The following is a 13,449-nucleotide window of genomic DNA, read 5'->3' on the forward strand; positions in this document are numbered from 1 at the left end:
CCTGTCACGCCGGGCTCGCCGCCATCGTCTTGCGCACCGCCATTTCGGTCGCAATCGCATCCCGCACGGTGGGCCGGGCCTGCATGCGCGCGAGATAGGCCGACAACGATGGCCATTGCGCGATATCGACGCCCGCGGGGCGGAGCAGCAGCAAAGCCCAGGTGAGGTGGGCATCTGCCACGGTGAAGCTGTTGCCGACGAGGAATTCGCGGTCCGCCAGATGCGTGGCAGGGATCGATAAGCTCTGCGCTATCCTTGTACGCGGCTTGGCAAGCGAGGCGTCGTCCTTGTACCAGAAGGTCGGAAACAGGAACGCCTTGTGGATCTCGGCCGCCACGAAGCTGAGCCATTCCTGGAGCCGATAGCGATCGGGATCTCCGAACGCGGGTGCAAGCCCCGCCTGCGGCTTCAGATCGGCGATGTATTGCAGCACCGCGGCGCATTCGGTCAGCCGCTCGCCATTCTCCAGCACCAGGACCGGCACCGCGCCCTTTGGGGAAACGCCGAGGAAGTCGCTGCCGTCGTCCACGACCTGCTTGGTCTGGAGATGGACCGGATGATAGCGGGCATCGAGGCTCGCTTCCATCAGCGCGATGCGGCTCGCAAGCGAGCAGGCCATCGGGGAGAAATAGAGTTGCAGCATCGCCCACGCTCCTTCAGGTCAGCGCCTCGGTTTGCGCGATGATCGCAAACCGGTCCGACAATTCGGCCAGGGCGACCTCGTGAATGGTCTTCGCGGAGAGCGCTCCGCCGCGGCCATCGGGAAGATCGCGTGTCGCACAGGCATCGGCTGCGATCGTCGTGCGCAGGCCGAGGTCGAGCGCGGCGCGGGCCGTCGAGCTGACGCACATATGGGTCATGAAACCGGCCAGCACGATGTTCGTGCGTCCGGTTGCGGCCAGCCGGACCTGCAGGTCGGTGCCGGCAAAAGCGTTCGGCAGCGCCTTTTCGATCACGGCTTCGCTGGCGAGCGGCGCCACGTTCTTGACGATCGCGCCGCGCGCGGCCTCGCGGTCGAACAGGCTGCCGGCACGTCCCTTGTGCGCGATATGGAAGATCGCAGCGCCGCTCGCCCTCGCGCGGGCGAGCAGGCGCGCGGCGGCGGCGATCGCGGGCTCCGCATCCGGCAAGGCGAGCGGGCCGGCGCAATATTCGTTCTGGATGTCGATCAGCACGAGGCAGGAATCGCCGAGCCCGGGCGGAGTGAGATCGGCGCCGGACAATTCAAGCAGGGTTTTAGGGGCGGTCATGCGGGTCGGGCCTTCCTGGGGAATATCGGATGGCGCGACAGTAGCGCGGTGGCGGCCTGCTAATGTGCAGGACTATTGCAGCATGTGGCTGCAAATTTGCAGGATTCGGTCGTGCCTGCTAGGTTCATCGCCATGAACTGGGACGATCTGCGCATCATCGCCGCGGTGAGGGACGAAGGCACCTATGCCGGCGCCAGCGCGCGGCTGCGCATCGACGAGACCACTGTCGGACGCAGACTCGCACGCATCCAGCGCGATCTCGGGGTGCCGCTGTTCGATGCGGTGGACGGTCAGCGCCGGCCGACGCGGAGTTGCGAGGCGGTGCTGGCGCATGTCGAGGCGATGGCCGCACATGCCGCCGAGATCGGTCGCGTCGGCGAGAGTCTGGCAGGTCCGGTGGGACGCCTGCGTATCGCTTCCACCAACACGGTCGCCGAGGAGGTTCTGTCGCCGCGGGCGAGCGACTTCCTGCGCACCAATCCCGGCCTGACATTGCAATTCCTCACCTCGAGCGAGAACGTCAAGTTCTCGCGCTGGGAAGCCGATCTCGCCATCCGGCTGCGCAAGCCCGACAAGGGCGACTTCGCGATCTCCAGGCTCGGTGACGTCAAGCTCTATTATTTCGAGCCTGTTACGACGGAGGGCGAGCCGATGCTGTGCGCCTATCCCGACGAGCTCGGTGCCATTCCCGAGATGCAATTCCTGCGCGCGAAGAAAGCCCGCGCGCGCTGCGTCACCGACAATGTTCGGGTCATCCGTAACCTGATCCGCGCGCATCAGGCCGCGGGCGTGTTACCGGAGCACGTCTGCGCGGACTTGCTCGGCGATCGCCGCCTGCGCGCCACGCTGCTGCCTGGCCGCCGCGACGTCTGGCTGCTGGTGCAGAACCACCTCAAGCGGGATCCGGCGACGCGGCTCACCATCGAATGGATCCGCCGTTGCTTCAGCGATCTCGCGCGCGGCTGATTGCGGCGTGAACGCGATCCGTGCGCGGCGCGACCAAGTTATGGGATTGCGCGCGCGCAAAGGTTGCGTAATCTCGCAACGAGCACGGGCTTGATCGGGGCAGGCGCATGAGCACTCTTCAGGAAACCATCCACCCGCAGGCCAAAGTGCGGGAATGGAAGGCGATCGTCGTCCTGATCCTCCTGACTCCGGTGCTGTGGTCGCCGCCGTTCCTGTTTCGCATCTTCCTGTTTCAGCCGTTCAACATCCCGTCCGGCTCGATGACGCCGACGCTGGTGGTCGGCGATTACGTCTTTGCCGCAAAATATGCCTATGGCTATGGCCGCTATTCGTTTCCCTTCGCGCCGTCATGGATCTCCGGGCGTTTCCGGGCCGCTGAGCCCGAGTATGGCGACGTCGTCGTGTTCCGGACGCCGAAGGACACCTCGGTCGACTATGTCAAGCGCGTGGTCGGGCTGCCCGGTGATCGCATCCAGATGCGGCAGGGCCAGCTCGTCCTCAACGACCGCCCGGTGACGCGCGTCGCTCTGAAGCAGGTATTCGCCGGCTCCAGCTGCGGCGTGGACGCCGCTGCGAAGGCCAAGCGCTGGCGCGAGACGCTGCCGAACGGCGCCTCCTACGTCACGCAGGACTGCGTCGACAACGGCTACTACGACAACACCGACGTCTACACCGTGCCGCCAGGCCATTTTTTCGTGCTCGGCGACAATCGCGACAACTCGAGCGACAGCCGCGTGATGTCGTCGATCGGATTCGTGCCGATGGACAATCTGGTCGGCAAGGTGACGCGGATATTCTGGTCGCTCGACCAAGAGGGCGAGCCGCACATGGAGCGACTGGGGAAGGTGTGGTGAGGCCGCTCCGCCATTCCCGGGGCAGTGCGCGGCGCCTGCATGAATTGAGTTCGTAGCCTGGATGGAGCGCAGCGTAATCCAGGAGACTGCTCGCGCCGGATACGGTGCCCCGGATTGCGCTCCGCTCCTTCCAGGCTACGGACTATGATCGCGGGGCGCGTGAAGCGATCCTCCAAAAACAAAACCCCGGCATCGCTGCCGGGGTTTCGCATTTTGTCGTTTGCCGGAATGGCTGGATCAGAAATCCATGCCGCCCATGCCGCCGCCCGGGGGCATCGCCGGACCGGCGCCGCCCTTCTTGGGCAGCTCGGCGACCATGGCTTCCGTGGTGATCAAGAGAGCCGCAACCGAGGCTGCGTTCTGGATCGCGGTACGGACCACCTTGGTCGGGTCGATGATGCCCTTCTTGACGAGGTCGACATATTCGCCGGTCTGGGAGTCGAAGCCGTAGGCGTACGACTTGTTCTCGAGGACCTTGCCGACGATCACGGAGCCGTCTTCACCGGCATTGATCGCGATCTGGCGAGCGGGCGCGGAGAGCGCCTTGCGCACGATCTCGACGCCGGTCTTCTGGTCGTCGTTCTTGGTGCGCAGGCCCTTGAGCTGCTCGGAGGCACGGAGCAGGGCGACGCCGCCGCCCGGGACGATGCCTTCCTCGACCGCGGCGCGGGTCGCATGCATCGCGTCATCAACGCGATCCTTGCGCTCCTTCACCTCGACCTCGGTCGCGCCGCCGACGCGGATCACTGCGACGCCGCCAGCGAGCTTGGCAAGACGCTCCTGGAGCTTCTCACGGTCGTAGTCCGAGGTGGTTTCCTCGATCTGCGCCTTGATCTGAGCCACGCGCGCTTCGATGTCGGCCTTCTTGCCGGCGCCGTTGACGATCGTGGTGTTCTCCTTGTCGATCATCACCTTCTTGGCGCGACCGAGCATGTTGAGCGTGACGTTCTCGAGCTTGATGCCGAGATCTTCCGAGATCGCCTGGCCGCCGGTCAGGATCGCGATGTCCTGCAGCATGGCCTTGCGGCGATCGCCGAAGCCCGGAGCCTTGACGGCCGCAACCTTGAGGCCGCCACGGAGACGGTTCACGACCAGGGTCGCAAGCGCTTCGCCTTCGACGTCCTCGGCGACGATGACCAGCGGCTTACCGGTCTGCACCACGGCCTCGAGCAGCGGCAGCAGCTCGTTCAGCGAGGAGAGCTTCTTCTCGTTGATGAGGATGTAGGCGTCGTCCATCTCAACGCGCATCTTGTCGGCGTTGGTGACGAAGTAGGGCGAGATGTAGCCGCGGTCGAACTGCATGCCCTCGACGACGTCGAGCTCGGTCTCGAGCGACTTGGCTTCCTCGACGGTGATGACACCCTCGTTGCCGACCTTCTTCATGGCGTCGGCGAGGAACTTGCCGATCTCCGCGTCACCGTTGGCCGAGATGGTGCCGACCTGGGCGATCTCGTCGTTCGAGGTAACCTTCTTGGAGTTCTTGACGAGGTCCGCAACGACGGCTTCGACCGCGAGGTCGATACCGCGCTTCAGGTCCATCGGGTTCATGCCGGCGGCAACCGACTTGGCGCCTTCGCGCACGATCGCCTGGGCCAGCACAGTGGCGGTGGTGGTGCCGTCGCCGGCCGCGTCAGCGGACTTCGAAGCGACTTCGCGCACCATCTGCGCGCCCATGTTCTCGAACTTGTCCTCGAGCTCGATCTCCTTGGCGACGGTGACGCCGTCCTTGGTGATGCGGGGAGCGCCGAACGACTTGTCGAGCACGACGTTGCGGCCCTTCGGACCGAGCGTGACCTTCACCGCATTGGCGAGAATGTCGACGCCGCGGAGCATCTTGTCGCGCGCATCAACGGAGAATTTAACTTCTTTTGCTGCCATCTGGATTTTTTCCTTAGGTGTTTAGCTGGATAAGAGAGGGGCTCTTAGGCCGCCTTCTTCTTGGAAGCGGGGACGTCGAGGACGCCCATGATGTCGCTTTCCTTCATGATCAGCAGATCGATGTTGTCGATCTTGACCTCAGTGCCGGACCACTTGCCGAACAGCACGCGGTCGCCGACCTTCAGGTCGATCGGGATCAGCTTGCCTGCTTCGTCGCGGCCACCCGGGCCCACGGCGACGATCTCGCCCTGCGAGGGCTTTTCCTTGGCCGTGTCGGGAATGATGATGCCGCCAGCGGTCTTCTCTTCTGCGTCGATGCGCTTGACCACGACGCGGTCGTGAAGCGGACGGAATTTCATGCAGTTCTCCTAAGCTTTTGCACGAGTTGGGAATTTGGGGTTGTTAGCAGTCTGCGCCCGCGAGTGCTAGCACAGGCACAGCTGAGATAAGGCAGGATTTTGGCGGGAGCAAGGGCTTGTAGCAGAAAAATAGCACTCGGAAGCGCCGCCTGCCAAAATCTCTTCCCATCGTTAATCGCGCCGGCGCCCGTATTAGCACGGAGCCGCATCTGCTGCTAACGCATTGAATTTCAACAGCTTGTTAAACTTTTGGGCTTGAGATGGATTGTCAGTTTGCGTCACATTTCACTCATGTGAGCGCATCTCCGCCGGGTGGCTCGTAGGGCGCGTACCGGAAAGCCATCCCTTGAATATGCGCTCCTGCAAAGGAGGTTGGCATGGTCTCGCGAGTTGGGGTTGTTTCCGACGACTTCCGGAAACAGGTGCTGGGTTACGGGCTGACGACGGCCGAAATTCTCTACCGGATGCCGGATCATCGCTCGCTGCTCCAGACCTATGTCTGGCAGAACTACGACATGTTTCCGAAATTTCCCGCGCTGACGGATTTCCTGGCGTTCTGGCAGAAGAAGCTCGACGGGCCGCTATTCTCGGTCACCGTCGCGCATTCCAAGCTGATCAAGCCGGCCGAGCTGCGCGCGGTGGACGGCGTGTTCCGGCTGCATTGAAGGCGGAGCTGTGGGGTGGGTTAGCGTCAGCGTAACCCACCATGCTTCAACGGTTGCGGAAAGAAGAGGTGGGTTACGTTCGCGCTGACCCACCCCACGATTTCGCTTCTGTGCTAGCCTCTCCCCATAACAACAGGGGAGGCCGCTCATGGCCAAGAAAGCAAAATCGCGTAGCGCATCGCAGGCGGCGGTGAAGAAGCAAAGCGGGGCCAAACCCGCAGCACGATCCACGGCGCGCAAGGCGGTGAAGGCAAAAGCCCCCACGACAACGGCCAAGTCATCCGTCAAGAAAACCGCGCGGCCCAAGCAGCGCATCGCGATCAGCCATCACCGCGAGGAAGATTTCAAGGCCGACGGCCTGCGCACCTACGCGAAGTATCGCGATCTCGGCATCGCCGCCGCGAGCCACGGCCTCGCGCAAGCGCACGTGATCCGGCTGCAAGGCCCCTGCAATCCGGACGAGGTGTCGAAGCTGCACTTCCACGACGTCGAATTCCAGATGGTCTACGTGCTCAAGGGCTGGGTGAAGACCTATATGGACGGAGAGGGCGAGACGCTGATGAAAGAAGGCAGCGCCTGGACCCAGCCGCCGAAGATCAAGCACATGATCCTCGACTATTCGGACGACGTCGAACTGCTGGAGGTGATCCTGCCGGCGGAGTTCAGGACGGTGGAGTTGAAGGCGTAGGCGACGCGCAGATCAGCCGCCGTCGTTGCAATAGCGTTTCCACATCGCGCGATAGGCATCGTCCACCGCTTGCGCGTATGAGACGGGGTTGCCGGCGGCGGCAGCCTTGATTTGTCCGGGCAGTTCGCCGCGCAACTTATCGAGCTCGCCGATCTGCGACCCACGGCTCGCTGCGATTTCGACATACGCCTCATCGCTATCCGCGACCCAGTCCGGCAGGCCCAGCGCGGCAAGGATGGAGGCGGCAGCACGGCTCGGCAGGCTATGACCGAGCTTCGCCACCACCGGCACGCCCATCTGCAAGGCTTCCCAAGTGCTGACGCCGCCATTCTGCGGGAATGGGTCGAGACCAATATCGACCCGATTGAACGTTGCCAGATGTTCGTCGCGCGACGTGGCTCCGAGCAGATCGACGCGTTCGGCCGGCAATCGGCAAGCGGCAAACCGCGCCAGCAGGTTGTCGCGGACCAGCTGAGCGTCCAGCGCGGTATCCTTGATCAGCAGTCGCGAACCCGGCACCCGCTCGAGAATCCTGGACCAGACTTCCACTGCCTCGTTCGAAATCTTGCTGATGCGGTTGAAGACACCGAACGTGACGAAGCCGTTCGCAATCGCCGGCGTCGGCGCCCGCGCAATCCCCGCCGGCAGCGGCGCCAGCGTCACAAAGCACGGCAGGTCAACGATGGTCTCCGCAAACAGATGCCGAACCGCGACAGGAATCGCGACCGGGTCTGAGAATAGATAATCGATCGTCGGCAGCCCGGTGCCGGTACCGTGGCCCCAGCCATGCGCCTGAACAGGTGCGGGCTTGCGCGCAAACACACCGAGGCGGTTTCCGCTGGTATGGCCGGACAGATCGATCAGGATATCGACGCCATCGGCGCGGATCTGAGCGGCGAGACGATCGTCGGACCATTGCGAGGCGTCGCGCCAGCGATCGGCGATCCCCTGAAATTCGCGGGTCGTCGCATCCGCTTTCGCTGAACACGCGTAGCACACGATCTCGAACTGTGCCCGATCATGGTGCTGCAAGACCGGCTTGAAAACGAACGCCGCCGAATGTGCGTGAAAATCCGACGAGACATAACCCAGCACCAGACGGCGATCCGGATCGCGGCTGTTATCATGCGGTCCCGCCGCTGCTGAGGCGATCTTCGCACCGATCTGCTCCCACCATACATGTCGCGCTTGCTGATGCTGCGCAACGCTGGCGTCGGCCACAAAATCGAGGGTGAATATCTTGCTGGAGATCGTGCTCTGATCAGGCTCGATGTCGAGAGCTCTGTCGAAACTGGCGAGGGCTTCGTCGACCCGGCCAAGTGCCGCGAGACATTGGCCGAGCAGGCTGTGGGCCTGAGAGAAGCCGGGATCGGTCGCGAGAGCCTTCTCGCAATCGGACAACGCTTCGGCAACTTGCCGGGTCAGGAGCAAGATACTGGCCCGCCGGAGCCACCCATTCGCATCGTCGGGTGCCAGGGCGATGGCTCGATTGCAATCCGCCATGGCTTCGTCAAATCGCTGAAGTTCCCGCAAAGCAACGGCGCGGGTCGACAGCGCCGAGGCATAGTCTGGCTTGATCGATAGCGCGCGGTTCAAGCTTGAGATAGCCTCGTCATAGGCGCGCAGACGGCAGAGCGCCCAACCCCGGCCGTTATGGGCTTCGGAAAGTTTTCCGTCGATTGCGAGCGCCTCGTCGTAGCTATCGAGCGCTTCCTGGTAAAGTTCAAGGGCCGCGCTCGCGTTCCCGAGATTGGACAGGGCTAAGGCGTAGTTGGGTCGGAAGGCGAGGGCCTTTCGATAGCTCTCGCGGGCCTCATTGTGACGTTTGAGCCCGTTGAGCGCGACGCCCAGGCTCATATGAGCTTCGGCAGATCGGGGATCCACGGCAACCGCTCGGCTCAGCAGAACTTGCGCTTGCTGATAGTTTTTGGCTTCAGACTCCAAGACGCCCAGCAAATGGAGCGCGATGAATTGGTTGGGCGCGAGCTCCAGGAGTTCGCGATAGGCCGCCTTGGCCTCGCGGAGAAGTCCCGCTTTGTGCAGCTGGAGGGCGCGCGCGAGCAACGGCGTCACCTCGGCTTTTTGCCGTTTCTGAAGCCGGGCATTTTGAAATGCCCGCTGGCCTGCGCTGTTGCTCATGAATCAATTCCACCCGAATCTCCTGAAGAGATTAACATGGAAGGATTGTCCGGATTGCGCTGCGCTCTATCGGAGCTGCGACGGCACCAGCCTCACACAAGCTTCACGCCGGATCGACCCACTACCGCCCGAGATAGCCCAATTCCGCGCTCATGACCTTGCGAGCGTATTCGCTGAAGGCATCGATCAACCGGGCGCGCGCGGCATAAGGCGGATAGAGCAATGCGATCGTAACGGGGACAGCCGGGTTGAAGGGGCGCGTGACCAGAGCCGCGCCAGAGCTTTCGTCATGCGCGGCAATCGGGTTGATAATGCTGATGCCGAGGCCCGCCGCGACCAGGGCACAGACCGACGCGCCCAGATCGGTCTCCGCAACAATGCGGCGCGCGACGCCCGCCTGCGCGAAGATCGTATCGATGCGATCGTAGAGTGGGCTCCCCGTGGCGAAGGAAATGAAGGCCTCGTCGGCGAAATCGGCAGGACGCAACGTCTTCTTCTGCGCAAGACGATGCGCCTTCGGCATGATCGCGACGCAACGGGTCTTGAGCACCGGCTCGACATGCACCCCGGCAACCTCGCCGTAGAGCATCGCCAATCCGGTGTCGCAAAGCCCGGAACTGACCCAGTCGTGCACGGCGCTCGCCGTGCCGGATCGGATCGAGATCATCACATGCGGATAGTCCACCTTGAAGCGTGCCGCGATGCGCGTCAGCAGGCCGCCGGCCAGGCGCGGCATCGCCGCAACGCTTAACCGACCCATACCGAACGAGCGGATGCTGGCTGCGCTGGCCTCCAGTCCCGCCAGGCCGATGAAAGTCTTCTCGACCTCCTGGAAAAAGCGCGATCCGTCCACCGTCGGGCGGAGGCGGCCGCCACTGCGGTCGAACAGCGGGAATTGTGTGATCGCTTCCAGCTGTCCGATCAGGCGGCTGATCTGGGGTTGCGAGGTATGCATGCGCTGAGCCGCCTGCGTCATCGATCCCGTCACGAAGACCGCCCGAAAAGCCTCCACATGCTTCAGGCCCATGCGTCTGGTGGCCATATCAGATCCGTATAGGAGAGTATGAAACTGGAATTTCATCAGATCGGGCTTTTCGACGATAGTCCAGAGCATGAAGCCGTTCGTACGGAGCTGTCCTGTGGTTGCTCACCCGCTGTGGACGGCGTCACGGACATTCGCGACAAGAGGGGACATATGAAAGCGACAATGATCAAGGCACTGGCCGCGGCGACCGTCGCTGGTGTTCTTCTTTCCAGCGAGTCCATGGCCCAGGGTGCGAGCAGGCTCGACAAGATCCGTGAGAGCGGCTCGATCACATTGGGGTACCCCGAGACCTCGGTGCCCTTCGCCTATCTCGACGGTAACCAGAAGCCGATCGGTTACACCGTGGAAATCTGTGAACAGGTGGTGCAGGCGATCAAGACGGCCCTCAAGCTCCCCAAGCTCGAGATTCGCTATAACCCCATAACCTCGGCGACACGTATTCAGCTGCTCGCCAATGGCACGATCGATCTCGAATGCGGCAACACGACCAACAATGTCGAGCGGCATAAACTCGTTGCCTTTGCTCCCACCACCTTCGTTGCGCAGGTCGTCCTCGTCGCGCGCAAGGATGGCGGCGTCGATGTCAACGACCCCGCTTCGTTTCGCGGCAAGGCCATTGCCGCCCAAGCCGGCGGCCAGACTTTCAAGGTGATTACGCTGATCAATGCCAAGGACAATCTCGGCATCACGGTGGTGCCGGCCAAGGACACCGCCGAGACCTTCTTGTTGGTGTCGACGGGCCGGGTGGCCGGCACCGCCAACGATGACGGTCTTGCCTTTGCCACGGTGGCCTCGTCCAGAACGCCCGATGAATTCCTGATCGGTAGCAAGAGTCTCGAGACGGCGCCCTATGGTATCGTCCAACCCAAGGATGATCCTGCTTTCAAGAAGATGGTCGACGATGCCGTGATCGACCTGATGAAGAGCGGACAGGTTGCGGCGCTCTACGACAAATATTTCAATTCACCGATCCCGCCGCATGGCCTCAACCTGAAATTTCCGATGAGCGCCGCCCTGAAGCGGGCGCTGGCGAACCCGACCGATTCCGGCGACCCGGCAGTCTACGAATGACGCGACAAGCGCTCTAGAGGTCTCGCAATGGCACATCAACACGACACGAGTCCGGCGGGCGCCGGGTTGCCACCCATCGACCTGCGCAGCGATACCGTCACTAAGCCGACCGAGGCGATGTATGCCCGCATGGCCTCGGCGCCGCTCGGCGATGACGGGCTGGACGGTGACCCCACGGTGCAAGAGCTGGAGGCCGTCACAGCTGCGGCGTTGGGCAAGGACGCCGGGCTGTTTGTGCCGAGCTGCACCATGGCCAATCTGCTGGCGACGCTGGCGCAGTCGCAGCGCAGCGAACAGATCGTGCTGGAATCGAACGCCCATATGTACACCTCGGAACGAGGGGCGGCGACGTTTACCGGGCAGTTCTATCTCGCAATTGCCGGCACCGCCGGCGCAATGGACTTGAATTTGCTGGAGGACGCCCTGCACGGCGAAGGGCTCAAGCTCGGGACCGCTCTTGTCGCAATGGAAACCTCGCACAACAACGCGAGCGGCGCCGTATTGCCGCTGGATCATATGCAGGCCGTGCACGCCATGGCCTCGGCCCGCGGTGTGCCGGTGCATCTCGACGGCGCGCGGCTGTTCAACGCCGCCGTCGCCCTTGAAACGGCGCCGGCCGAGGTTGCGAGACATTGCGACACGGTGTCTCTGTGTCTGTCGAAGGGCCTGAGCGCACCCGCCGGTGCCGTGCTCGCCGGGCCGCGCGCGGTGATCGACAGCAGTCGCAGGTTTCGCCGCATGCTGGGAGGCACGCAGCGCCAGATCGGCGTCCTGGCCGCGGCCGGCCTGGAGGCGGTTGAAGTCATGGGGGCACGTCTGGCGGAGGATCACCGGCGTGCGCGAACCCTGAGTGATGCGTTGAACGGGATGCATCCAAAGATCAGCGCGACAATCCCGCAGACGAATATCGTGCAGGTTGATGTCTCTCTCTCCGGACGCGACAGCGCCGTCTGGTCGGGGGCTCTCGAAAGGGCGGGCCTGAGGGCGAGGCCTTGGGGCAAGCATCGCTTGCGTTGTGTGACCCATCGCCATATCGATGATGCGGATATTGATCGCGCGGTGATGGCATTTCGCACCGTGGCTGCGGCTTTGGTTTAGAGCATGCCGATGTGAATCGGATATCTCTTGTAGCCCGGATGGAGCGAAGCGAAATCCGGGGCCGCTGCTTGCGACCGATAGGCTTTCCCGGATTGCGCTGCGCTCCATCCGGACTACGAGATCGTTACTACGTCAGCACGCCCACCACCGCCCCCATCAGACACGTCGTCAGCGTCCCCGACACGATCGACTTCAGCCCGAGCGCGTTGATTTCCTCGCGCCGTTCCGGCGCCATCACGCTGAGACCGCCGATCATGATGCCGAGGCTGGCGAAATTGGCGAAGCCGCACATCGCATACAGCATGATCAGGCGCGAGCGCGGATCGAGCGTGCCGGGCGGCAGCTTCGAGAAGTCGACATAGGCGATCAGCTCGTTCAGCACGGTTTTCGTGCCCATCAGGCTGCCGGCGGTGATCGCCTGGTCCCACGGCAATCCCATCAGCCAGCACACCGGCGCCATCACGAGGCCGAGCAGGCGCTGCAACGAGATCGCGGCGCCGCCGATATCCGGCAGCAGGCCGAGGATCGCATTGACGAGGTAGACCAGCGCCACCAGCACCAGCAGCATGGCGACGATGTTGATCAGCAGCTCGATCCCCGCGCCGGTCCCTTTCACGATCGCATCCATCGTGCCGGAGACTTCCATGTCGGGATCTTCCAGTGCGCCGCCGGTGCGCTTGTCGGATGTCTCGGGCACCATGATCAGGCTGACCAGGATCGCGGCCGGCGCACCCAGCACCGAGGCGATGACGAAATGCGCGGCTGCATCGGGAATGAGGGGAGCAAGGAGCGTCGCATACAGCACCAGCACCGTGCCGGCGATGCCGGCCATGCCGCCGGTCATTACAAGGAACAACTCGCTGCGGGTCATCTGCGCGAGATAAGGTCGCACGAACAGCGGCGCCTCGACCATGCCGAGAAAGATGTTGGCGGCGGTCGAGAGCCCGACCGCGCCGCCGACGCCGAGCGTCCGCTCGAGCAGCCAGGCCATGCCGCGCACCACCGGCGGCAGCACGCGCCAATAGAACAAGAGCGTCGTCAGCACGCTCATGACCAGCACGATCGGCAGCGCCTGGAACGCCAGGACGAAATCGACACCCGGTGCTTTCAGGTCGAAGGGCAGGGGACCGCCGCCGACATAGCCGAACACGAAGGAGGAGCCGGCGCGCGAGGCCGCCGAGATCGCGCCCACGGCGTCGTTGATGGTACCGAAGGCGCGCGCGACGACGGGCACCTTCAGGAGAACGATCGCGGTGACGAAGGTGGCGACGAGGCCGATCGCCGCCTGGCGCAGCGAGGCCGCGCGGCGATTCTCGCTCAGGACCAAGGCGATCAACAGCAATGCGAAAATGCCGAGTGCCGATTGCAGCCGCAGCATGATGTCCCCAAACCCCCGATGATTATGGTCACCCCTGCGTTGCAAACGCAATGCCGGG

The 13,449-nt window shown here is 63.4% G+C and carries 13 protein-coding genes; 6 read left to right on the forward strand and 7 right to left on the reverse strand.

Features of this window, described 5'->3' with window-relative positions:
- Positions 1 to 4 precede the first annotated feature (4 nt).
- Positions 5 to 643, reverse strand: coding sequence for a glutathione binding-like protein (locus tag ABIB80_RS18000; RefSeq protein ID WP_354128103.1), 639 nt, complete (start codon positions 641 to 643; stop codon positions 5 to 7).
- A gap of 13 nt (positions 644 to 656) precedes the next feature.
- Positions 657 to 1,250: a cysteine hydrolase family protein gene (locus tag ABIB80_RS18005; protein WP_219684954.1), complete on the reverse strand. Its 594-nt coding sequence runs from the start codon at positions 1,248 to 1,250 to the stop codon at positions 657 to 659.
- A 132-nt stretch (positions 1,251 to 1,382) separates the two neighbouring features.
- On the opposite strand from ABIB80_RS18005, the gene ABIB80_RS18010 reads away from it, so the two are divergent.
- Both ABIB80_RS18010 and lepB read left to right on the forward strand, forming a co-directional pair.
- Positions 1,383 to 2,216: a LysR family transcriptional regulator gene (locus ABIB80_RS18010; RefSeq protein ID WP_035995675.1), complete on the forward strand. Its 834-nt coding sequence runs from the start codon at positions 1,383 to 1,385 to the stop codon at positions 2,214 to 2,216.
- A gap of 107 nt (positions 2,217 to 2,323) precedes the next feature.
- A complete protein-coding gene (gene lepB / locus ABIB80_RS18015; RefSeq protein ID WP_219684955.1) occupies positions 2,324 to 3,070 on the forward strand; it encodes a signal peptidase I in 747 nt (248 codons plus the stop codon).
- Between the two features lie 237 nt (positions 3,071 to 3,307).
- Here lepB and groL read toward each other — a convergent pair whose 3' ends face one another.
- Together groL and ABIB80_RS18025 are read right to left on the reverse strand one after the other, a co-directional pair.
- On the reverse strand, positions 3,308 to 4,948 hold the full coding sequence (gene groL, locus ABIB80_RS18020; RefSeq protein WP_007602475.1) for a chaperonin GroEL: 1,641 nt from the start codon (positions 4,946 to 4,948) through the stop codon (positions 3,308 to 3,310).
- 44 nt (positions 4,949 to 4,992) lie between these two features.
- Positions 4,993 to 5,307, reverse strand: coding sequence for a co-chaperone GroES (locus ABIB80_RS18025; protein WP_007602476.1), 315 nt, complete (start codon positions 5,305 to 5,307; stop codon positions 4,993 to 4,995).
- A gap of 377 nt (positions 5,308 to 5,684) precedes the next feature.
- On the opposite strand from ABIB80_RS18025, the gene ABIB80_RS18030 reads away from it, so the two are divergent.
- Together ABIB80_RS18030 and ABIB80_RS18035 are read left to right on the forward strand one after the other, a co-directional pair.
- On the forward strand, positions 5,685 to 5,972 hold the full coding sequence (locus ABIB80_RS18030) for an usg protein (RefSeq protein WP_007602477.1): 288 nt from the start codon (positions 5,685 to 5,687) through the stop codon (positions 5,970 to 5,972).
- Positions 5,973 to 6,120: 148 nt separating this feature from the next.
- Positions 6,121 to 6,660 carry a cupin domain-containing protein gene (locus tag ABIB80_RS18035; RefSeq protein ID WP_007602478.1) on the forward strand — a complete coding sequence of 180 codons (540 nt, stop codon included), beginning with the start codon at positions 6,121 to 6,123 and terminating at the stop codon, positions 6,658 to 6,660.
- A 12-nt stretch (positions 6,661 to 6,672) separates the two neighbouring features.
- Here the strand turns inward: ABIB80_RS18035 and ABIB80_RS18040 are convergent, their stop codons facing one another.
- Positions 6,673 to 8,799, reverse strand: coding sequence for an O-linked N-acetylglucosamine transferase, SPINDLY family protein (locus tag ABIB80_RS18040; RefSeq protein WP_354128104.1), 2,127 nt, complete (start codon positions 8,797 to 8,799; stop codon positions 6,673 to 6,675).
- 121 nt (positions 8,800 to 8,920) lie between these two features.
- Entirely contained in the window at positions 8,921 to 9,841 is a 921-nt protein-coding gene (locus ABIB80_RS18045) for a LysR substrate-binding domain-containing protein (protein ID WP_354128105.1), read from the reverse strand.
- 153 nt (positions 9,842 to 9,994) lie between these two features.
- Here ABIB80_RS18045 and ABIB80_RS18050 point away from each other — a divergent pair, with 153 nt between their 5' ends.
- Together ABIB80_RS18050 and ABIB80_RS18055 are read left to right on the forward strand one after the other, a co-directional pair.
- Positions 9,995 to 10,915 (forward strand): amino acid ABC transporter substrate-binding protein, encoded by a 921-nt coding sequence (locus tag ABIB80_RS18050; protein WP_354128106.1) that lies wholly within the window; start codon positions 9,995 to 9,997, stop codon positions 10,913 to 10,915.
- A 27-nt stretch (positions 10,916 to 10,942) separates the two neighbouring features.
- Positions 10,943 to 12,013: a threonine aldolase family protein gene (locus tag ABIB80_RS18055; RefSeq protein WP_354128107.1), complete on the forward strand. Its 1,071-nt coding sequence runs from the start codon at positions 10,943 to 10,945 to the stop codon at positions 12,011 to 12,013.
- Positions 12,014 to 12,140: 127 nt separating this feature from the next.
- Here the strand turns inward: ABIB80_RS18055 and ABIB80_RS18060 are convergent, their stop codons facing one another.
- Positions 12,141 to 13,391: a NupC/NupG family nucleoside CNT transporter gene (locus tag ABIB80_RS18060; RefSeq protein ID WP_354128108.1), complete on the reverse strand. Its 1,251-nt coding sequence runs from the start codon at positions 13,389 to 13,391 to the stop codon at positions 12,141 to 12,143.
- Positions 13,392 to 13,449: the final 58 nt, after the last annotated feature.

The sequence above is a fragment of the Bradyrhizobium sp. i1.15.2 genome (genome assembly GCF_040548425.1).
In the GTDB taxonomy this organism is placed as follows: Bacteria; Pseudomonadota; Alphaproteobacteria; order Rhizobiales; family Xanthobacteraceae; genus Bradyrhizobium; species Bradyrhizobium canariense.